This window comes from Bernardetia sp. MNP-M8 (genome assembly GCF_037126285.1).
Taxonomy (GTDB): Bacteria; Bacteroidota; Bacteroidia; order Cytophagales; family Bernardetiaceae; genus Bernardetia.
The window spans coordinates 3,216,547-3,238,275 of sequence record NZ_CP147012.1 but is presented as its reverse complement, the minus strand read 5'-3'; the positions used below and the strand labels follow the sequence as shown (position 1 = coordinate 3,238,275).

The window sequence follows — 21,729 nt, the reverse complement described above, 5'->3', positions numbered from 1 at the left end:
ATTCATAAAATTATGATTCAGCGTATTCAAAGTATTTTTTTATTGATGGTTTCTATCTTAATGGGACTTACTGTTTTTCTTCCTATTTGGGGAAAAGTAGATGGTACAAACAAAATTGAGATGAATGCTATTGAAATGATACAAACTTCAGCAGGGGAAACAGTTATGCAACAAACAACAGTTTACCTCGCCGTTATTGCAGGTCTGACAGCTATTTTAGCTCTTTGGAATATTTTTAATTTCAAAAATCGTCGTTTTCAGATGAAAATTGCACTCTTTTGTACTCTTCTCATCGCTGCTTTTATTGGTATTGCTACCTTCATAACCTTCCAAGCACAAGACATTTTTTCTCCTGAGGTAGGAGGAACTATGGCGTACGGTTATTACTTACCTGTGGCAGCCATTTTATTTAATTGGCTTTCTGTTCGTTTTATCAAAAAAGACGAAGATATGGTGCGTAGTGCAGACCGTTTGAGATGATTTTTTTATACCTAAAAAAACAAAAAGCCATTTCTACTTAGTTAGAAATGGCTTTTTGTTTTTTGCTAGATTAGGACATTAATTATTTATAACTAATAATTAGTTTGTCACTCCGTCTTCGGGCGCATCTAATTTATCCCCTTTATTCATATTGAATAAAAGAGAAAAACGAATTGTATCAGCAAGTGGATGTTGTTGTTGATTTGGAATAAGATAAGCGAAATCAAAACCAAAAACTTGATAACGCAAGCCCAAACCTACTGTAAAGTAACGACGATTTCCTTTTTCTTGGTTTTCATGAAAATATCCTCCACGAAGCGCAATCAAATCGGCATACCAATATTCTGCACCTACAGCAAAAATCATTTCTTTTACTTCTTCGCCAAAACCATCAGGCGCATCTCCAAAAGATTTGAAGATAGAAGATAAAACTGGATCATTTTTTCCATTAGAGGCTGTGTTTTCAGGAGTAGGCACAAGTAATTTACTTACATCAAAAGCAAGAGTTAGTTTATTAAACTCATCAAACTCTGCATTAAAAGCCGTTCCGATACGTAAGTTGGCAGGCAAATAATCTTGTTGTGCTGCATCATTATAAGTTACTGGCGCACCAATATTTGAAATATTTACACCTAATGCCCAATCTCCTTCAAAACTTTTAAAGTTTAGTTTGCTCTTATAAAACATCGACACATCTACTGCACCTGTGTTAGCTGGTTTAACATTTTCTACTGGTCCGTTGTTGGTTACATTTCCTGCTAAATTAGAGTGAATATAACGAAACGTACCTGCAATACTTAATTTTTTAGAAAGCTGTTGAGCAAAAGTTGCATCAATAGCTGCTTCACGAGGGTTAAAATCTCTTAGAGGTTCTCCTCTAGCATCTGTAAATTGAAGACTTCCCATATCAAAATAACGAAAAGAAACACCTACTGTCTGCGTCTTTGAAATGCGTTTTACGCCACTTACATAGCCCAACCACATATCATTTACCAATTTTTGTAACCAAGGAGAATAAGAAACACCAAAAGACCAATCATTTTCTATAAAAGCTAATTTTGAAGGATTCCAATGTGCAGCATTTGCATCAGGTGAAGTAGCAGCTCCCAAATCTCCCATACCAGCAGCACGAGAATCAGGACCAACTAATAAAATAGGAACAGCAGTTGTGATAACTCTACGTCCAGTAGAATCAATACCAATTTGAGCTGAAACTGTATTAAAATGTGAGTAAAAAAAACTCACTACTAAGCAACCCAAAACGGCTGCAAGAACTTTACGTATTTGCATACAATTATTTAATTTTTAAGAATATAAATTTCGAATCTAATTTAGTTAAAAGCTGAAGGGATTAAGCCTCATTAAATCTTTTTTTTGTTTTAATAAAATAACATTTCTATCCTAATTAGTTAAGATAAAATTATATTTTTTTGAATAAACTAGTTGTGACAAAATAAAAGACAAGTAAAAGTTTTTTTCATAGGCTAAATCAGCACGTAACTAAGGAAAATACCAAAGGGTTTGGTAAAAGTGGATATTTAATGACCGTTTACAAAAATATAAAAAAAATCTATTAAACGATAGTAAAGAGAATTAAATCTATAAAAACATTGAAAAAATAGGAGAAAAATTTAAAATTATTTTCTTGAAACTTACTTTATAGTATTTTTCTATTAATAAACTGAATTATTTCTTGGGCAAGTTTTATATAAAATGGTAATTCATTATAATCTACCACAAAAAAAGTCTTTTCTTCACTTCCAAAACTAGCATAAAAACGAGCAACTTCTTTCTCTTGTGCCGATTCAAAATCTAAAATTGTTTCATAAGTTATATCTTCACTTTGAATATCAAAATTATTTCCATTTAAAAAACACTCCTCTTGATTACTTTTTTCTTGAATAAATTTATCTAAAAACCATCTTCTACTTTCATCTCTTTTATAAGTTGGTTTGGCTGCATTGAATAAATAAATCCATTTTGTAATAGAATTTTCTTGATACAATGATTTGCTTTTTACCAACAAAACTCCACTTACAATTTTCTTTTCATTATTTTGAATGTAAACTAACTCTGCAAGTTCTTTCTCTTTCAGAATATGGAAAAGTTTTTTTAAAACTGGTTTTGCTTGATTTGAAATTCCATTTTCTAAAAAAACACTTTCTTCAAAAAACTGCCAAACCAAATCTATATCATCAACTTTTGTTTTTTTGATAATTTTAAAATTCTGTTTTTGAGCTTGGTTGATTCTGTATTTTGTATCTCTCTTATAGTTTTGACGAATTTTAAGATAATTCTGCTGTACAGAAAGATGATGATTTTTAAAGTTTTTTAAATTAGAATCTACTTTGTGATGAAATACCTCTTCAAATTCAGTTGAAAACTCTTCGCAATTTGTAGTATTGAAAGGGTAATTCGAAACCAATTTGAATTTCTTTTGAAGTAAAATCAAAAAGGTTTTAAACTCCGAAGTAGATAATTTTTTAGTAGAAAAAACACCTAATTGTTGTACAAAAAGAGGTTGCTGCAAAAATGAAATTCCATATTTTTTTTTGACAGGAAGTGGCATGACAGCCTCATAATTTTGCTCATTATCTTCTAAAATAAATCCTTCCCAATTTGGAGAAACACAATCCAAATACCAAGAAAAGGCATAAATAATATTTTCTTTTGATGAAGAAATACATTTATCCCATTTTTTCTTATCGATTTGATGATGTTTGAAATGTTGCAAATCGGGATTAGGGATTGGAAATTAGGAAAATACGAATACATTTTTTAAACACAGAGTTACGGAGAACATAGAGAATGAAAATAAGCAATTTCATTAAATCTAAATTCTAACTTCCGACTTCTAACTTTATTCAACTGGTTACTGGTCACTGATAACTGATAACTGAATCGCCATTTCTTCTTGAATTTCTTGTGCTTTTTTTCCTGCCCTTTCTGCAAAATCTCGGTCTTTACTGGCATAAATAATCTGACGGGAAGAGTTTATTAAAAGCCCACAGTCTTTTGTAAGTCCTGCTTTCGAAACTTCTGCTAAATTTCCTCCTTGCGCTCCTACTCCTGGAACTAATAGAAAATGATTTGGAATTATTTTACGAATGTTTTCAATATATTCTGCCTTTGTTGCGCCTACTACATACATTAGATTTTCGTCTGTTCCCCAGTTTTGGCTTTTTTCTAACACTTCTTCATAGACTTTTTTACCATTTTTGAGTTCTAACATTTCAAAATCTTGCGCTCCAGAATTGGAAGTTAGAGCCAACAAAATTGTCCATTTATCTTTTATTTCTAAAAAAGGTTTTACCGAGTCTTCACCCATATAAGGCGCAACCGTAACGGCATCACAGTTTAGATTTTCAAAAAATGCTTTTGCATACTGTGAAGATGTGTTTCCAATATCGCCACGTTTTGCGTCTGCAATAATAAAGACATCATGAGGTAAAAAGTCAATCGTTTTTTGAAGACTTTCCCAGCCTTTTGTTCCTAGAGCTTCATAAAAAGCAGTGTTGATTTTGTAAGAAACGGCATATTTTTCTGTCGCATCAATAATTCTTTTATTAAATTCAAAAATAGGGTCTTTTGCATTTAATAAATGAAATGGAATTTTTTTGATGTCGCTATCCAGACCTACACAGAGATAGGAATTTTTGGCTTTTATTTGGGAAATAAGTTTAGTACGGTTCACTTTTTTTGTATTTTAACCGTCAACGAGACTTCGTCGTTGTTGAGGTATCTAAATTTTGGAATAAATTTTATACAAAAATAGTGTTTTTATCTAACTCTTTCAATGCTTGTTTTTCATTCATTATTTTTATCAGAAAAAGGAAGAATTATTTTTGAGGAATTTGAGGGGAATACTAGGTAGGATTAGCGAGTGATTTTTATGATTTGTATGATAAATACAAGATAAATTTTAATTACTTTTTGAGAAACTTTGACACTCCTTTCATAAGACTATCATTAGTTTCAACTATTGTCAGAGTTAGGGTATTTAGAATTTGTTTATTTTTTCCCTCAATTTTTGAAATTTATTTTTTAGAAATGTAGTGTATTTTAGCTGCATCGCAGCGTAATATTGGTAGAAGAATAAATTAAGATGTAATTTAGAGCTGCGTAGCTGCGAAACATTGAAATTTTATGATTTTCAAACATCAAAAAGCGATATTACGCAGCTACGCAGCTTTTTGATAATGTATTTTCTTCATGACTACAAATAGTACGCAGCTACGCAGCTAAATTTCTAAGAAAATAAAATGATTTCAACGAATCATTTTTTGCAGGAAAAATTTTTGAAATTCTGAACACCCTACGTCAGAGTTATTTTGGATTACCAAAAAAAACGACTGACAAAGTTTTATAAAAAATCAATACTGCTGCAATGTATTTTGAAGCTCTGCACGAATTTGCTTTTCAAGAGGAGAAGGACTAATCACACGAACGGACGAGCCATAGCCCAAAATCAACATTTTGAGTTCGTAATTGACAATCAAATGCAGACGGATTCTGTATTCATTATCATCTTCTATCAAAACTTCTTGGGTGTGATGAATAGGTTGTGATTTGATATATTTTCCTTGAAAAGGGTCAAAACTCAAAATTACATCTTCTGGCTTTTGGTTGAGAGCCGAAACGCCAATACAATAATGATAAAATTCTTCTGGATTAAAATGAGCTTGTTCTGGAGTCATAAAAAGAGTTTCATCGGAGGGTTCTATGTCCATTATTCTATCCAAACCAAAGGTTCTGACTTCGTTATATTTGCGTACCCAACCAATCAAATACCACATATTTCGGTATTCTTTGAGCAAATAAGGATGAATGCTGTATGGTTTTGTGTGTGGTTCGTTGTGTTTTTGATAGAATATTTTGATGACATTCTGCTCTGAAATATGATAAATTAAATCTTTGAGTTGGTGCGTTCCTTTTCCTTTATAAATCGATTGTTCGACTTGAATAATTCGCTGTACATTTTTTTGTATTTCAGAGCTTTTGGCAATTTCCATTCCGTCCAAGACTTTATCTACTGCCCCTGAAAACTCATTAAAAATAGGAAGTTCTCTAAACTCTCCCAAAAGAGATTCTACAAAAGCCATAGCCAGTTGCTCATCGTCAGAAAGATTGACAGACAAAAATTTGTACTTTGTATCTGAATACGAATAACCTCTCATTTTTTTGCTGTACTCAATTGGTGCATCAAATTCGTCACGCATAGCAGCCAAATCTTTTTCGATGGTAGAAGCCGATGAAACTCCAAAACGCTCACGACAGGCTTCCAACAATTCATCTTTGGTAGGAAAAGGTTTGAATTTGCTGCGTAACATTTGGTCGATAAGCAAATAGCGAAAAAAAGCGAGTTTGGTAGCTGCCATGGTAACAATTACGAATTAAAAATTACGAATTATGAAATAATCAGTGTATCTAATTACAATTTTAATTTGATGATTCATAAAAACGAAACAACTTTTATATCAAATCATAATTCTAACAAAAAACGCATTTTAAAAGGGCATTGCCAAAAAAAATAACATTTATTTTTGATTATCTAAATAAAACCCACAAATTTATTCGTGGGAAAACTTACTTCTAATTTCAATCAAAGCCTTTTCTAAATTTTCTACATTTGGAAATTCTGGTAAAGTAGAATTTTGATAGGCTTTTTCTAGGAGTTCAATTTTATGGTCTGCTTTCTCAATCAGTTCTTCATACGTAAAAAAACCACTTCGGATTTTTAGTAATTCTTCTCTATTTGGACGTTTTACAATGACTTCTTTTTTCTCTAAAATCTCAATTGCCATATCTAAAAGACGAAAAGTGTGCATCATATTTTTTGCATCATAATTTTTGCCATGTTCAAGTGTGTTTTCATAGCGTGTGTCATTTCGCTTTTCTACCCATTCCCAATATTGTTTGTATTCTTTACAATGTGCTGCATAGCCTTCTTTATTGAAATACAAATAAGCAATCGGATTTTCTCCTTTCGGAATACTACTCAAACTGACTTCATTCGAATCTATATTTTTCAGAATTCCTTTATAATAAAAGTCATTTTGTTCATTTTGATTATGATAAAAAAGTAAATACGTATTTTTGATATGATTTACTGACGAAAGACCACAATTTTCTTGTTTGTAATCGTTTGTTTTGAGCCATTTTTGAAGAGAAATACTTCCGTTATCAGTTAGGATATAACAAAAATCTAATACCTTTTTTCGTTCTTTTGGCATCGGATTAAAAATTTTCTTTTTTAGTCCTTTTGCTTTTTTGATTTGAGTAAGGACATAACCAGCAAAGGTATCTCTACATAATTTTGATAAAATGTCTTCTGACTTTATAAGATCAAGAATTGGGTTTTTGTAGATAATATCTTCTTTGGCAGTATGAAAAATCTCAATCGCAGACGGATTATTTTTTGATAAAAGTTCTATAAAACGTTTTATTTCATAAAAAACAACATCATTTTTCTCATCGCTCACTTGTGGAATATACTCCAAACCATAAAATTTTTCTTTTGGTAGAATAAAAATTCCTTTTATATCTGTGTCAGAAGTAGGCAAATCTGTTCCGTAGGCTTTACTTCCTGCAAGTGCTTCTAAGAGGATTAAATTTTCTTTTTTTAGTGTTTCTAGGTTTATCATAAGTTGTAATAATGTTTTTTAAAGAATAAGGAAAATCACCCCATCAAAGCAAATAAATGTAAATTTAAGTTCAGTTTTAGATTTTCTAGTGTTTTTCTACTACATTATTTTTTAGATTTGTATCTATTGTTTTGTAACAGCAAAATACAAATTCATGAAACCTAACGAGAAACAAAAGTACATTCTCAAACAAATTACAAATTTAGCACATAAAATCTGCGATATTTCATATACACTACCACTATGAAAATATACTTATTCTCAATATTTACCTTGGTGATTTTGACATTAACTTCTTGTGAAAAACCAATAAAAGTATTTCAAATAGATACAGATGTTGAACATAAAATTTTAAAACTCTATAAAGATTCAACATTCGTTGAAGAAATAGACGAGATTGAAGATAGTTATCAATACTTAGGAAATTGGACTGGTAGTTTAAAAGAGGGTTCGACTTTTAAGACAATCGCAACAAGAAAAGGATATGATATTATTACTTTAACTCCAATTCAAACATACAGAGTAATCAATGGTCAAGCTGTTGAGATTAATGAAAACAATAAATAAAAGAAAATCTACACCTCACTTCACTCGTTGGAGTAAATTGAAAAAACAAGCTGTTAAGCGTTGATTTATCAGTTTAGCAGATATTCAGACTTGCAAGTGTGGGTCTTTTTTATTTACTATTATCTCTGCAAATCTAAAAAAAACTTGACCAAAAATTTCAAGCAGGAGAGAGCTATTACAATTATGACACTTGAAAAGTGTCAGCTACAGGAATACAATGAAGGCATTACTTTTGCGTTTTGGTATAAAATGTATCACAGACTTCCCAGTCTGTGCAAAATATAGTATTCCCAACAGACTAGGAAGTCTGTTTTACGTATAAATTCTATCCAAATGAAAGTTTTATTTTATAAATATAGTTCAAAATATGCTTTTTTAAGTTTGTTTTTGATTGCTTTTTTTAGTTCTATTTCACTTTTTGCTCAACAAAAGCCAAATGCTGATAATCATGGAAGAGGTTTGTTATTAGAAGAAGAAGTAAAGGAAAGTCAAAAAATTCAATTAAAATCTCAGCAAACAGAAGAAAGTTATCGTGGTCTACCTTCTGCTGTTTCACTCAAACAATACTGTCCAACCCCTGGAGACCAAGGAAGTTATGGAACATGTGTAGGTTGGACGACAGCGTATGCAGCAAGAACGATTTTAGAAGCTCGTCAATTAGATTTGCGTTCACAAGCCGAAATTGACAAACTCATTTTTTCCCCTGGATTTATTTATAAATTAGTAAAAGAAGAAGAAGACCAAGATTGTACGTATGGTGCAATTATGACCGATGCACTCAAAAAAATGCAGGTTCATGGCGTAGCAAAACGCAGTAGTTTTCCTGAGCAATGTGTCGATTATGTCCCTGAGAGAACCTACAAAGAAGCCGAAGAGTATAAACTAAAAGATTATGTACGTTTGTGGAATATTGGTTTTACACAAGAAGAACGAATTTTGGCACTCAAAAAAAGTTTGACAGAAGGAAATCCTGTTGTAGTAGGAATGGAAGCACCTCCTTCAATTTATCAAGCACAAGAATTTTGGCGACCTACTGAAATAGCTGGTCAAGGATGGGGAGGACACGCTATTTGTGTCGTTGGCTTTGATGATAAAAAAGGAGAAAAAGGTTCTTTTGAAATAATGAACAGTTGGGGAACAGGCTGGGCAAATGGTGGTTTTACGTGGATAGAATATGATACGTTTACTGATTTTGTGCGTTTTGCGTATGAACTTGTGCCTTATTATAAACCTAAAAAAGAACGTCCTTTACTAGCTGGGAGTCTGCGTTTTGAACTTGCCAATGGAAACAAAATTGAGTTAAAAAAGAACGGAGTTGCTACTTACAAAACACCTCAACCTTTTAGTGGAGGCACAAATTTCCGTCTTTATCTTTCTAATTTCGAACCTGCTTATGTATATGCTTTTGCAACTGATAAAACCAAAAACGTACAAGTTGTTTTTCCTCATAAAGCTTATATAAGTCCATTTTTGCCTTATCATAATGGCGAAATTGCTTTTCCAGATGAAAAACATTATCTAACGATGGATAATGTAGCTGGAACAGATTACTTTTGTGTTATTTATTCTCGTTATCCTTTAGATATAAATGATATTTATCAGAAGTTAGGACAGCGAAAAGGCACACTTAAAGAAGGTTTAGAGCAAGTTTTAGGAAATAAATTAGTCAGTACAAATGAAGTTGCTTATTCTCAAAATGAAGTAAAATTTTCTACTAGTTCGCTAAAAGGAACAGCTGCTTTTTTTGTGGTAGAATTGGAACATAAATAAATATTTTTTTTTGTATTATAAAAATACTACACAAACTCTTTTAAAAATTGTATTTATTTTACCTATTTATCTGAATCCAAATAAGTTCAAGTTAAATTTTTGGCTCTTTTTTCGTTGGCTATACATCACAAATTTATACAGATTTTTTTTGTAACAAATTAGTCTTTTCACAAAAAGATTATTTTAGATTGCTATATATTTATGCATTCTAGTTATGGTATTATTTTATGTTATGATTTTAGCAAACTGTTTTGCTTATTTAGTAAAATCTTTCAATTAGGTCTATACAAATATGATTTATTTGAACACTTTTTTCCCCTCTTTCACAAGTTAAAATATCTTCTCAGAATCCACAAAAACCTGTAAATCAATAAATTAAATTACATTTATTGATTATAAAACTTCAAAAATCACCAAAACTATCTTCTTTAGATTGCGACTTGCAGCAAAATTATAAACATACTAAGATTACAAACAGTCGAAAAACAAGCATTTTTTAAAATTTATAACCTTTTCAATAAAATATTGTATTTTTAATTTGTTAGAGAAGTCATTTTTTATTACTTTTGAGAACTATCAATAAGGTCAAAGGTATGGCTTTTTAGTTATTTTACAAAACACAAACCTTATTGTACTTTTCAAACCACATAAAAAACAATTTTACTACACAACCAACAATTACTTACAAAAAAACAATAAGCTCAAATTGCCTTATGTACAATGATATACCAAAAGAATTAGATGTAGTTCTTCTTACTCATCCTAGAGATGAAGAAGATGTAGTTCGTTTATTGCCTTGGGCAAACAAAATTTCTCTTGAAGAAAAAGCTGAATTATTAGGATGTATGAGACCTGTTTTTGGAGAGGTAATCAGAACTAATAATTTGAATGTAGGAATTTTATTTATACCTAGTTTAGCTGAGAAAATAATCAACCCTGTTACAAGAAGCAAGGTAAGATTATTAATAGAGAGTGAAGTAGTAAGAATGTTAATTGTGTCACAAACAAAAATAGTTTGTTTAGGAGGCTTAACAGCATCTCTATTAGGGTATGGAAGACATCTCAAAAAAGCTCTTAAGGATTACCCAATCCAGATTACTACTGGGCATGCTCTTACATCAATTTCTATCTACAAGACATATAAAAAAGTGATAGATGAATTAGGTGTAGATATGCAAAATGAAGGTATATCTCTACTTGGAGTAGGAAGTGTAGGAACTGCTTTTGCAAGACTTTTAATAAATAAAGAAAAGAAACTCAACTATTTGCTGCTCATAGATAAGCCTAGTAAAGAAACAGAATTAATTAATCTGAAAAAAGAATTAGAATTAATAACTAATATTCCTGTTCTTTTAGAGACAACAAATAACGATGGGACTATTAAAGAGGACAGTATTATTTATGAGAGTAAGGTATTAATCAGTGCTGTAAGCAGTAAAGATGTAATACAAATTGCTGATATTCCTGCCAATAGAATATTGATAGATGATAGTCAGCCTTACTGTTGGAACAGAGAAGAAGCGTGGGGGAGAGTAATTGAAAAAAATGATATAGTTCCTTGTGAAGCAGGTCTAATAGATTGCTCTACTATAGGTTATTTGTCAGATTTTCCTTTTGATTTTGCTAATCATGATGAAAATGGAACAACTACTTCGTGGTGTTGTATGGCAGAAGGACTCTTGAAACATTTGGATAATAGTCTGCCTTCAATTTTGGGAATACCATCATCAGAGCAGATAAATGTTTATTATAATGCCTTTGAAAGGTTTAATTTAAGTGCTGCAACCCTTCAATGTAAAGGTAATATTTTACCAATCGGAAAACTAAAAGAAAATTTTACTGAGGAAAAGAAAGAAATTCATTTTACAAATTTAGGACTTTCAAAAAATATTTGTTAGACCAAAGAGTATTTTATTTTGCTTAGAGTTTATAAACCCTAAACTAGAAAAAAACGAGTTCACACAGTGAAAACTTGGTGCTGTTATTAATTTGCTAAAACACTAAAATTAAGATAACAAAAAAGGTAAACTTCCTTTTTAAAAAAATTCTCTTTTTATTTTAACTCTAATTTTACTTTTAACTTTTATGAAACTGATTTACCAAAACAAAGACGAAAAGCAAAATGCTTTTTACAGAATTTATATTGATGAACAAAAGAAATATCTTCTTATCAGTACAGGAGGTGATATTACTCAAGAGTTTCATACTACTACAAATCTTAAGTTTTTAGAAGTAGTCGAAGAATACAAATATAATAGCATCATTTTCGATTTGAGTAAGCAAAAATCTACTCAAGTAAAAAGCAGAATTTGGTTTGTTTCTTATGTGACTAAAAAAGCTCATTCTATTTTAAGCCAAAATAATATCTATTGTGCTGTTATAAGTTCATCTAATGCACTAGAAAAAGCTGTTACAAGTATTATTAAAAATTCAATAACAAGTTTTAAACCTAATATTCATATCGACTTTTTTAATCCTGACCAATTGCAAGAAGCTAAAGATTGGGTAACACATAAAAACAATGTAGTTTCAATTGCCGAATAAATAAGTGATAAATATTTATTGAAGTTGTTTAAGAATAGAAAAAAGCCTTTTTTACTTTTAAACAACTTCATTTATTGCAGTCCTTTCCACCAATTTTCAAAAGGTTGATTGCTATTTTGAATTTCTACTTTCTCTCCAATAATTGGAGTTACTAAAGAAAATGGTTTTTCTAAACTTTGATTCAGTGTGGAAACTTTTGTTAGAGGTTCGTCCCAAGCATGATTAGCAAGAGCAAATTTGGAAGAGTGAACAGGAAATAAACGTTTTGCATTCAAATCTTTAGCAGCTTTTAAGACCTCCTCAGGCATCATATGAATGTATTTCCAACTTTTATCATATTGTCCATTTTCTAAGATTACCAAATCAAAAACTCCGAATTTATCGCCCATTTCTTTGAAATGTGTATCATAACCACTATCTCCACCAATATAAATTTGCATGGTAGGCGTTTTCAAAACATACGAAGCCCAAAGAGCTTGATTACGCTTAAAACCACGACCAGAAAAATGACGAGTTGGAATAACATGAACTTCAAAATTGTCATCTAACTTAATTTCTGTATTCCAATCTTCTTCATGAATTTTATTCAAATCAAATCCCCAATGTTCAAAATGTGCTCCCACACCTAAACCACAAAATACATTCTTGATTTTTGGTTTTAATTTTAAAAGCGTTTCATAATCTACATGATCCCAATGGTCATGCGAAATAAAGAGATAATCTATTTCTGGAATATCATCAGTTGTGTAAGCATCTGTTCCATTAAAAGCCTTTACTGTAAATGAAAAAGGAGAAGCCGAACCACTAAAAACAGGATCAACTAAAATCGTTTTTCCGTCAAGCTGCATAAAATAAGACGAATGCCCAAACCAAATTAAAACATTTTCAGTTGCATCTAAAGCAAATAAATCAATTTTGGTAGAAGGAATTTTATCGACAGGTGAAACACGGCTTTTATCTCCAAAAGCAAATTCTTTCAAAACTGTATAATAATTGGCATCTTCACTAAGGTCTGGGGTATGATGAATATTTTGAAAAGCTCCATCCTTGTAATTAGGCGATTTTTTGATGCGTTCCAAACGCTCTCCATCAGGAAGTTTTCCAAATTTGTCTTGTCGTAAAATAAGATTTGTAGCAATTGTAAGCATAATAGTTAAAACTAAAAGAGTATAGAAAGTTCGTTTGAAAAACATTTTCAATTTTTGTTTAAAGGTTTTTTCAGACCTTTTAAGTGATTTTTTTTTCATTTATAAAAAGTATTTAGAACAGATGAACGTAATAGATAATTTTTTGTTTCACAAAAAAGGCATTTTAATGAAAATTTAGTCATTTTCAACAAAGTATTTACTTCCTAAAATTTTCAATTGTTGCAGGTTGTGTGTTGAATAGTTGGTTTATTATGCTGTTGTTGGTGTTTTAGCGTAGCGACACCAACAACGAATATTACTTACAAGGAGCAGGGCATTTTTCTATCATTTCCTTTGCACTCAATGTATCCTTTTTCAGAAGATAATTATTATACATCTGTTGATAAGTTTCAGGCAAATGAGGGATTATTTTTTGCATTTTATCGTAATAAAAAATAGCACTGTCATATTTTTTTTCAGATTGATAAAGAACAGCTACTTGTTTCAAAAGTGCAATACTATAAGGCATTTGTTCTAATCCTTTTAGATAATTTTCTTTTGCAGCTTTGGGATTTTTTAAGTTAAGATATGCATAACCTTTATGCATATAAACCGAATTGATAAAATAATCAGATGGCACAAAATAGTCATTTATTTGGTCAGCCAAAGGCAAAACAGCATTAAAATTTCGGTTTTGATTATTGATAAGTAAATCAATTGTTTTGGCTTTATCTCGGTTCTGAACAAAGGAAATATAAACACAAATAGCTAATACAAATAGACTTAAATAGGCTAAATAAGTAGGAATTGTTTTGAAAGTAGGAAGAATAACTTTAGGTTTTTCAATGTGTTTTTGAACTGATTTTGAACCTGTTTTTTTATTTTTAGATTTAATTTTTTTCTTATTTTTTGAGTTTTGTATAATCGGTTTTTCTTCTATCTTAATTTCTTCTATTTTATCAATTTCCTTCTTTGTATTAGATTCTGAAAGAGAATTTTTACTAAATAATTTTCTATCATCTATCAGAATAATTCCAATACTGGTAGCCAAAATTAGTGTATGGACAATTCGCTCTTTTGGAAAAGAAAAAACAGAATCAATTAGAAAAGCAAAAACAACAAGCACCAAAATATTTTTGTTCTTTATTCCGACATAAACCAAATAGCTCATCAAAAAAAGATAAAAAAGCAGTGTAATAATTCCACTTTCGGCAGCTATCCACAGAAAATCATTGTGAGGACGTTGTACATTAACTTCATTTTTTTCACTTCTGAGTCCTTCCAAACTATATTTGGGAATTTGATATTTCCAATTTTGAAAACCTACTCCTAAAAATGGATTTTCTTTTATCATTGAAAGTGTTTTTTCCCAAAGTAAAAGTCGTTCTGCTTGGCTATCTGTTTGTGTCAAATCTCTCCAACTTTTTTCTTTAGAGTTTTGGTCAAAATTTCCAGTATTTAAAATTGAATATTTATAAAACACAAAACCACCAACACTTCCCAAAACCAAAACAGTAAGCGCAACATACAAAAAGCGAAGATTGAGCAAGAAATAAAGCACATAAAAAAGCCCTATAAAAGCTGTTGCCACATAAGCACTACGAGTTTGAGAAAGATAAATTCCTATTAGAATAAAAATTATTCCAACTAAATAAGAAATACTGGTAATAAAATTATTTTCCTCTTTATTTTGCTTCTTAATTGCATTCTGAAAGCCCAAGAGAGCAAAAGGAAGTCCTAACACCAAATATGAACCAAAAAGATTCCGATTGACCAAAAAGCCACAAGGAGCAACTCCATCAGCACAATTCTGCAAAGCTCCTATATATTGCAAAATCCCTATTACTGCCAAAATGACGGCTTGCAACGAAATAATTTTGGTAAGTAAAGACAGTAATTTTTCTTCTTTTTTGATAAAATGAATAGAAAAAATGATGGAAAAAAAACAATTAATCAGTCGTATAATCTCTGAAATTCCTTCAAGCTGAAAAGGAGCATATAAAAAATGAACTAGGAAATAACTAAAAATTCCGATTGCTGCATAACCTAAAAAAGAAACGATACCTATTTTTTTGAATATGGAAAAAGGTATTTCTTTAAAGCTAAAAACCAAAATTAAAAAATTGACCACACTCCAAACTGTTGTTCTGAAAAGAACAGAATCAATTTGAGTTTGTCCATTTTTGGCAAATAAGAAGGGAAGAAAAGCAAGACTAGCAAGCCAAAGCCATTTAGAAGGATTCATTAAAAAGAAGTCAAATAGAAAAAGAATTTATTTTTAGTCGTTCAAATGTATTGATTTTTTGAGAGATTTTATAATCCATAAAAAAGACATTTACTTTTATAAAAATAGTAAATGTCTTTTTCTTGTTTTGAAGCTGAACTTATTTATTCTGCTGCTGCTGGTTTTTCTACACGAGTTGTAAACACATTAGATACATCTCCGTTTGAAAGAATAAGTGTTGTCTCTATGTCTAGAAAAGTGCTACTTCCAAATTGAATAGGAATACTATAAATAAGGCGTTTTTTGTCCTCGCTTAGCGTAATTTCACTAGGAGTTTTTGTGATAGGCTCAGGTCTATCTCCATTACTAAAAATAGGTACTAACTTAACACTAAGTCCTGATGCGTTTATTCTATCATAAGGGTCGTCAATATTAATTTCGATAGTAAAACGAGTTGCATTTCCCAAATCTTCACCCAAATCATTTGTTCCCAAATCTACTGTATTTAGTTCATTAAATTGAGGAGAACCACTTCCTATAATCTCAGGAGGGGCAACAGCTTGTCCTTTTACACCAAAACTAAATACAGGAAAAGCAGGGTCATTTGTAGAAAAACTAATCTTTCCTATTGTTGTTCCTCCTAATTTGGGCGCAAAAGTAACAGAAAATTTTAGGCTTTGTTTAGGGAGTAAAGCAACTGTATCTTTTTCTAGTTTCACAAAAAAATCTGGGCTATCACTCGTAATTTGACTAAAGTAAAGCATTTGTTCACCTGTATTTGTAAGTGTATAACTTTTGGTTACAGAATCTTTCAAAATTCTCAATGTACCATATTCTACTAGTGTAGATTGGTTTTGCATAGGAGCTGTTCCTTGTTTTACCTGTACAGAATTAGGTTGTATAGAGTCTAATTCTGCTTGCATCATACAAGATGTAAACACAGATAGACAAAGAAGGATATATATTATTTTTTGTATATTTTTCATAAATTGATATTAAAATAATTCATTTTTTACATAAATAGTGTTAATAGTTGTCGTTCCATAGATTGTATAACCTAACTCTTTCATTAAGTTATCAAATCGTTCTTTGTAGATATAGCCTTCTGTATAGCTATATGTTTCTACACAAACCAGCTTAGGAGTGGTTTGAAATTGCTTTAGAGATTCCAATATTTGATAATCCCAACCTTCCACATCTAATGATAAGAAATCTGGAAAAACACTTTTATTATATTGTTCAAGAACATACGTCAATGTTTTTACTTGTACATCTATTACTTTTTCTATGCGTGCTGAACCTTTTTCCTCATATCTTTTAGCCTCTTCTTCAGAAAAAGTATTTAGTGTAGGCGAATTCATTGAGTAATAAGCCAAAACAGATTCTTCGTTACCAATACCAATATTCAAATTTGTATCTTCTGGACGATATTTAGTAAATTTTTCAAACCCATCAGGATTAGGTTCGATAATAATTCCTCTTGAACCTTTTTCATAAAAAAGTGCTGTATTACTTATTTTGTAAGGATGGTATGCACCAATATCAATATAAGAAGGCTTATCTATCTTACGAGCAGTAAAGAAAAAATCTATAATCAAATCTTCTCCCGATTGTGAATAACTGACTTTTTGATGCAACTCTTTTTCAGAGGGTTTTGCTTTTCTAAATAACATGTGATGAGGTTTAGAATGAAATGACAAAGTTCTGTTATTATAACGATAACACAAAAATTAAAGGCAAAAAATAAGCCTATAAAATTTTATTTATCAGATATACTTTGTTTTTGGGTAACTTTATTAGAGAAGGTCTTTTTTTGATTGAAAAACTAACAAATGTTATTTCTAATCTGTTAAATCAAAAATAAAGCAAATTAAAACCTCTGAATAGCTTTTTTTGAAAAATAGTGTGTATTTTGGCTTAATTTTTTAGACTAGTTTATTCAAGTTCAAATGATATAAAAATAGGAACAGTAAAATACCATAACGTTGATTTACCATTTTTATTCGCTTTCATTCAAGTTATCCAACATTACTAATTTATACATGAAAACATACCTTCAAAATATATATTCAACTACTGAAAATGATAGCACACTTTTTCAGAAAACAAAGCAATCCATTAACTCCAAAATTAAATCTACTTTCAGATTTGGCTATGTAGGAGCTTTTGCTCTTTTGGTTTTGTCTTCTTGTAATCAAAATCAAAATACTGCTGAAGCTCAAGAGTTAGATTCTAATCAAGTTCCAATAGAGATGGTTGCTCAGAATGTAGCCTTGCAATATCCAAATTTGGCTACTTTAGACAATCCAGATGAAGATAATGAAGAGAAAAATCGCTTTTTGCTTACTCTTTTAGTGCAAGCTCTAACACAACAACATTATCAGCCTTTAGCCTTAGATGACGATTTTGCAGCCAAAACATTTGATTTGTTTTTGAAGCGAATGGATAACAACAAGCGTTATTTTACACAAGAAGACTTTAAGAAAATTGAAGCTCAAAAAAATCTAATCGATGACCAAGCTCTACAAGGCGATTACGCCTTCTTTAATACAGCTTATGAAATCTTCGAACAAAGATTAAAAGAATCAGAAGAAATAAGTACAGAAGTTCTCAAAACACCTTTTGATTTTACTAAAGATGAGACAATTGAATTAGATGGCGACAAAGCAATTTATGCGAAAGATGAAGCCGAACAAAAAGAGGTTTGGCGCAAACTTTTAAAATATCAGGTGATGGTTCGTTTAGATGATTTGTTACAAGCCGAAGAGAAAAAACAAAAAGAGGAAAAAGGCTATAAAGCAAAATCATTGGCTGAATTAGAAAAAGATGCTCGTGAGCGTGTACAAAAAAATCAAGATGAGTTTTTTAAACGCATGTATCGCTTAAAGAAAAAAGATTGGAGAAATCTATATTTAAACAGCATTACAAGTGCTTACGACCCACACACAGAATATTATCCACCAAAAGACAAAGAAAATTTTGATATTCAGTTTTCAGGTCAGTTTGAAGGAATTGGAGCAACACTACAAGAACGTGAAGGCGAAATAAAAGTAATGAATATCGTTCCAGGGAGTGCATCTTGGAAACAAGGCGACCTAAAAGAAGGCGATATTATCCAAAAAGTAGCACAAGGAGATGACGAACCTGTTTCTATTATTGATATGCCTTTAGATGATGCTGTTCAGCTTATTCGTGGAAAAAAAGGGTCAGAAGTTCGTCTTACAGTTAAGAAAGTAGACGGAACAACAAAGATAATTCCAATCATTCGTGATGTAGTTGTGTTGGCTGAAACATACGCCAAATCTGTTGTTTTAGAACCTCAAAAAGGAAAGAAAATTGGTTATATAAAACTTCCTTCTTTTTATTCTAATTTTCAAGATAAAAATGGACGTACTTCTTCAAGAGATATGAAAGAAGAACTCATCAAACTCAATGAAGCTAATGTAGAAAGCCTAATTTTGGACTTGAGAAATAATGGTGGAGGTTCGTTAGGAGATGTGATTGATATTGTCGGCTTATTTATCGAAACAGGTCCTGTAGTACAAGTGAAAGCTCGTGGTGGTCTACCAAAAGTTTATTCTGACAATGACAAAGAAGTAGTTTTTGATAAACCTTTGATTGTTTTGGTAAATGAATTTAGTGCTTCGGCTTCTGAAATCTTTGCTGCTGCTGTTCAAGATTATAATCGTGGTATTGTCGTTGGAAGTCCTACTTTTGGAAAAGGTTCAGTTCAAAACTTCCTTGATTTAGATAGAGTTTTGGGCGAAGAATATGCTAGTATTAAGCCTTTAGGAGCTTTAAAGCTCACTATTCAGAAATATTATCGTATTAATGGAGGAGCTACTCAGCTTAAAGGAGTTGTTCCAGATATTACACTTCCAGATATGTATTCGTATATAGATTTTGGCGAAGAGCAAGAACCATATGCACTAAAATGGGATGAAATTAGAAAAGCAAAATACCAAGAATGGTCTCCAAATTACAAATTGGATAAAGTTCAGAAAGAAACAGACAAACGAGTTTCTAAAAACACTATTTTCTCTTCTATTGATGAAAATGCACAACGTCTGAATAAACGAAGAAACGAAACGCTTTATTCGCTTAACTTGCAGCAATATAGAGACTTACAACGTACTTTAGAAGAAGAATCTAAGAAATACGAAAACTTGGTACAGGCAGACGAAACTCTTAAAATCTTAGCTCTAAAGAAAGACTTGGAAGAGAATAAAGCAGATACAGTAAAGCAAGCTAGTTTTAATAAATTTGAGAAAGAACTCAAAAAAGATATTCATTTACTAGAAGCTATCCGTATTATGAACCAAGTACAGTAAATTAACCATTGTTGAGGTTCAAATGAAACCGTCAATGAGGTATAAAAAAAAGAGTTTGAAAAAATCAAACTCTTTTTTTTGATTCTATTTTTTCAATCATAAATTTACCAAGCAATGAAAACACTATTTTTTTATCCTCTCTTTATTTTATTATTATTTACTTCTTGCTACCAAACAAAAGAGTTTTCAAGTGAGTCAGAAAATAAAGATGCACTACATCAAGTATTGAAATGTGAATCTGTCAAAAGTTTTATAGAAATGACTTTACAAGATTCTCCTAAAAAACCAAGAGCATACATAGACAAGTTTTTATATAAAGGTCAGTATGTCTTTTTCTTAGAAGAAGGTGGAGAAACGTACCCTGATAAAATGTACACTATCATAAACGCTGACTGTGAAGTAGTATGCCGTTCGGGTGGAATAGCAGGATTTGTTTGTGAAGATTTTGATAAAGCAGAGTTTGTAGAAAGAATTTGGAAAGATGAGAGATAAATCCCATCAAAAAAATAGCATAGTTTCACTTCGAAATTATGCTGTTTTTTTATATGAAAATTAGAGAATCAACAAATTACATCCTCTCACATCAGAATAATCAAAACGTCCCAAAACTTGAAACTCTCCTTTGGCATTTATTTTACCTAAATCCTGTGTTTCTATAAAAGCACAACTTTCTACATTAGCCAAATCTATGACATTGATTGCTCCACTTTGAATTTCAGATTCATTTTCTATATTTTTCAATTCAAAAGGGTCATTTGTATCACGAATAATAATTTTGAGGTAAGAAGGAGTTTGAAACCAAATTTCATTATCATCTAAATTATTTTTTTCTAGATTTTTAATTGCATATCCTTGAGATAAAAGCTCTGTCATTCCGTATTCTGAATCAATTGCAGAAACACCAAAAGCAGTCTTTAAAATGTGATGAACCTCTTCTCTTACCATTTCTTTTTTTCGTCCTTTCATTCCTCCTGTTTCCATCACAATTATTTCATTCTTTTTAGTGAGAGTTGGTTCTAAACTTTCAAATCGTTTAGTTTTAGGTAAGCAATAGTTAGGATATTTTTCTTTCAAAAAATCAGCAAAATCTAAAAGTGCAAATGTTACACCTAGCAAAAGAATTGGTTTTGTAGGATTTGTTATAGTTGCTTTTTCTAATTCATTCTTCAATTTTTCATAATCATACAGGAAATAATTTGAATTGGGTTGTGCATTTTTCAAAAAATAATCTACCATATAAATTAGCGAAGAACCATCACGTTCTAAGTAAGACGGCAGCAGCGCAAAAATCTGAAAATCACTTAATTGTCCGTATTCTTTATACAATTCTTCAAAAATAAATTGGCTTGATTTTTCATAAAAATGCAAATCCGAAATGGCATGTTTACTTCTCTGTGTCAAATCTGTTATTCCACTACTTGTGAAAATTTGATTTGTCTTTACACCTTCTATCTGTACAGTATGTGACTTAAAAAAACGAATTGGCAGAAATGGAATTTTATAAATAGAATTTATTTCTGACGGATTAATATTCAATTTTTCTATATACTGCTTATAAACAGGATTGTATTCTGATTGAAAATAAAATAACTCCAAAGCTTTATTTTCAAATGCTTCAAAATCGTTTTTTGGAATAGAGAAAATACTCTCTTTATACTTTTTTATAAAATTTTCATGCATATTATAAATCAATGACGAATTATGAAATAATCAGCGTCGCTAATTAAAAATTACGAACTAACTATTTATTTTACTGGTTCAAGCGTCGACGCTTGAACCAGTAAAACCAGTAAAAAAAAACTAAAAACATTCTTTTTCGTTAAGAAAGGAATACTATTTTCGATAACCTTTCAACAACTGTTAGAAAGTAATTTAAAAGTAGCTAAAACAAGTATAAAAATGAAATAACAATTTTTATTCTCATAAAAAATTACGATACTTGTTAGATTAACAATAAACTGATAAATTTAAAATCTAATAAGCTAAAAATCGTCGGTGGGAACATCGACAATGGCGAGGAGAATAACAAGTCGCTGTTTTTT

At 30.7% G+C, this 21,729-nt stretch carries 17 protein-coding genes; 7 read left to right on the top strand and 10 right to left on the bottom strand.

Annotation, left to right across the window (positions count from 1 at the left end):
• Positions 1–12 precede the first annotated feature (12 nt).
• A complete protein-coding gene (locus V9L04_RS13245) occupies positions 13–480 on the top strand; it encodes a DUF4293 domain-containing protein (protein WP_338790288.1) in 468 nt (155 codons plus the stop codon).
• Between the two features lie 99 nt (positions 481–579).
• Here the strand turns inward: V9L04_RS13245 and porV are convergent, their stop codons facing one another.
• The 5 genes from porV to V9L04_RS13220 all read right to left on the bottom strand — a co-directional run bounded on the left by porV (position 580) and on the right by V9L04_RS13220 (position 7,124).
• Positions 580–1,770 carry a type IX secretion system outer membrane channel protein PorV gene (porV, locus tag V9L04_RS13240; RefSeq protein WP_338790287.1) on the bottom strand — a complete coding sequence of 397 codons (1,191 nt, stop codon included), beginning with the start codon at positions 1,768–1,770 and terminating at the stop codon, positions 580–582.
• 367 nt (positions 1,771–2,137) lie between these two features.
• Positions 2,138–3,214 (bottom strand): hypothetical protein, encoded by a 1,077-nt coding sequence (locus V9L04_RS13235; protein WP_338790286.1) that lies wholly within the window; start codon positions 3,212–3,214, stop codon positions 2,138–2,140.
• A 138-nt stretch (positions 3,215–3,352) separates the two neighbouring features.
• Complete coding sequence (gene pyrF / locus V9L04_RS13230; protein ID WP_338790285.1) at positions 3,353–4,174, bottom strand: orotidine-5'-phosphate decarboxylase; 822 nt, start codon at positions 4,172–4,174, stop codon at positions 3,353–3,355.
• A gap of 679 nt (positions 4,175–4,853) precedes the next feature.
• Complete coding sequence (locus tag V9L04_RS13225; RefSeq protein WP_338790284.1) at positions 4,854–5,858, bottom strand: WYL domain-containing protein; 1,005 nt, start codon at positions 5,856–5,858, stop codon at positions 4,854–4,856.
• A 192-nt stretch (positions 5,859–6,050) separates the two neighbouring features.
• Positions 6,051–7,124 (bottom strand): nucleotidyltransferase domain-containing protein, encoded by a 1,074-nt coding sequence (locus tag V9L04_RS13220; protein ID WP_338790283.1) that lies wholly within the window; start codon positions 7,122–7,124, stop codon positions 6,051–6,053.
• 243 nt (positions 7,125–7,367) lie between these two features.
• On the opposite strand from V9L04_RS13220, the gene V9L04_RS13215 reads away from it, so the two are divergent.
• The 4 genes from V9L04_RS13215 to V9L04_RS13200 all read left to right on the top strand — a co-directional run bounded on the left by V9L04_RS13215 (position 7,368) and on the right by V9L04_RS13200 (position 12,005).
• Positions 7,368–7,691, top strand: a complete 324-nt coding sequence (locus tag V9L04_RS13215; RefSeq protein WP_338790282.1) for a hypothetical protein — start codon at positions 7,368–7,370, stop codon at positions 7,689–7,691.
• A 333-nt stretch (positions 7,692–8,024) separates the two neighbouring features.
• Entirely contained in the window at positions 8,025–9,461 is a 1,437-nt protein-coding gene (locus V9L04_RS13210) for a C1 family peptidase (RefSeq protein ID WP_338790281.1), read from the top strand.
• A 713-nt stretch (positions 9,462–10,174) separates the two neighbouring features.
• On the top strand, positions 10,175–11,359 hold the full coding sequence (locus V9L04_RS13205; RefSeq protein WP_338790280.1) for a hypothetical protein: 1,185 nt from the start codon (positions 10,175–10,177) through the stop codon (positions 11,357–11,359).
• 187 nt (positions 11,360–11,546) lie between these two features.
• Complete coding sequence (locus V9L04_RS13200; protein ID WP_338790279.1) at positions 11,547–12,005, top strand: hypothetical protein; 459 nt, start codon at positions 11,547–11,549, stop codon at positions 12,003–12,005.
• Positions 12,006–12,076: 71 nt separating this feature from the next.
• On the opposite strand, the gene V9L04_RS13195 is transcribed toward V9L04_RS13200, so the two are convergent.
• The 4 genes from V9L04_RS13195 to V9L04_RS13180 form a co-directional block, all read right to left on the bottom strand.
• The gene (locus V9L04_RS13195) at positions 12,077–13,198 is read right to left on the bottom strand and encodes an MBL fold metallo-hydrolase (protein ID WP_338790278.1); all 1,122 of its coding nucleotides are present in this window, start codon (positions 13,196–13,198) and stop codon (positions 12,077–12,079) included.
• Positions 13,199–13,448: 250 nt separating this feature from the next.
• Entirely contained in the window at positions 13,449–15,377 is a 1,929-nt protein-coding gene (locus V9L04_RS13190; RefSeq protein ID WP_338790277.1) for an O-antigen ligase family protein, read from the bottom strand.
• Positions 15,378–15,520: 143 nt separating this feature from the next.
• Positions 15,521–16,342 carry a hypothetical protein gene (locus V9L04_RS13185; RefSeq protein ID WP_338790276.1) on the bottom strand — a complete coding sequence of 274 codons (822 nt, stop codon included), beginning with the start codon at positions 16,340–16,342 and terminating at the stop codon, positions 15,521–15,523.
• 9 nt (positions 16,343–16,351) lie between these two features.
• On the bottom strand, positions 16,352–17,056 hold the full coding sequence (locus V9L04_RS13180) for an FkbM family methyltransferase (RefSeq protein ID WP_338790275.1): 705 nt from the start codon (positions 17,054–17,056) through the stop codon (positions 16,352–16,354).
• Positions 17,057–17,398: 342 nt separating this feature from the next.
• Here V9L04_RS13180 and V9L04_RS13175 point away from each other — a divergent pair, with 342 nt between their 5' ends.
• Both V9L04_RS13175 and V9L04_RS13170 read left to right on the top strand, forming a co-directional pair.
• Positions 17,399–19,687, top strand: coding sequence for a carboxy terminal-processing peptidase (locus V9L04_RS13175; RefSeq protein ID WP_338790274.1), 2,289 nt, complete (start codon positions 17,399–17,401; stop codon positions 19,685–19,687).
• Between the two features lie 114 nt (positions 19,688–19,801).
• Complete coding sequence (locus V9L04_RS13170) at positions 19,802–20,179, top strand: hypothetical protein (RefSeq protein ID WP_338790273.1); 378 nt, start codon at positions 19,802–19,804, stop codon at positions 20,177–20,179.
• A 60-nt stretch (positions 20,180–20,239) separates the two neighbouring features.
• Here the strand turns inward: V9L04_RS13170 and V9L04_RS13165 are convergent, their stop codons facing one another.
• Entirely contained in the window at positions 20,240–21,367 is a 1,128-nt protein-coding gene (locus V9L04_RS13165; protein WP_338790272.1) for an acyl transferase, read from the bottom strand.
• Between the last annotated feature and the right edge of the window lie 362 nt (positions 21,368–21,729).

Coding starts and splice junctions, on each gene's coding strand:
- V9L04_RS13175 (WP_338790274.1), top strand. CDS start 17,399: ATGAAAACATACCTTCAAAATATATATTCAACTACTGAAAATGATAGC.
- V9L04_RS13195 (WP_338790278.1), bottom strand. CDS start 13,198: ATGTTTTTCAAACGAACTTTCTATACTCTTTTAGTTTTAACTATTATG.
- V9L04_RS13170 (WP_338790273.1), top strand. CDS start 19,802: ATGAAAACACTATTTTTTTATCCTCTCTTTATTTTATTATTATTTACT.
- V9L04_RS13220 (WP_338790283.1), bottom strand. CDS start 7,124: ATGATAAACCTAGAAACACTAAAAAAAGAAAATTTAATCCTCTTAGAA.
- V9L04_RS13185 (WP_338790276.1), bottom strand. CDS start 16,342: ATGAAAAATATACAAAAAATAATATATATCCTTCTTTGTCTATCTGTG.
- V9L04_RS13205 (WP_338790280.1), top strand. CDS start 10,175: ATGTACAATGATATACCAAAAGAATTAGATGTAGTTCTTCTTACTCAT.
- V9L04_RS13210 (WP_338790281.1), top strand. CDS start 8,025: ATGAAAGTTTTATTTTATAAATATAGTTCAAAATATGCTTTTTTAAGT.
- porV (WP_338790287.1), bottom strand. CDS start 1,770: ATGCAAATACGTAAAGTTCTTGCAGCCGTTTTGGGTTGCTTAGTAGTG.
- V9L04_RS13215 (WP_338790282.1), top strand. CDS start 7,368: ATGAAAATATACTTATTCTCAATATTTACCTTGGTGATTTTGACATTA.
- V9L04_RS13200 (WP_338790279.1), top strand. CDS start 11,547: ATGAAACTGATTTACCAAAACAAAGACGAAAAGCAAAATGCTTTTTAC.
- V9L04_RS13225 (WP_338790284.1), bottom strand. CDS start 5,858: ATGGCAGCTACCAAACTCGCTTTTTTTCGCTATTTGCTTATCGACCAA.
- V9L04_RS13190 (WP_338790277.1), bottom strand. CDS start 15,377: ATGAATCCTTCTAAATGGCTTTGGCTTGCTAGTCTTGCTTTTCTTCCC.
- V9L04_RS13245 (WP_338790288.1), top strand. CDS start 13: ATGATTCAGCGTATTCAAAGTATTTTTTTATTGATGGTTTCTATCTTA.
- V9L04_RS13165 (WP_338790272.1), bottom strand. CDS start 21,367: ATGCATGAAAATTTTATAAAAAAGTATAAAGAGAGTATTTTCTCTATT.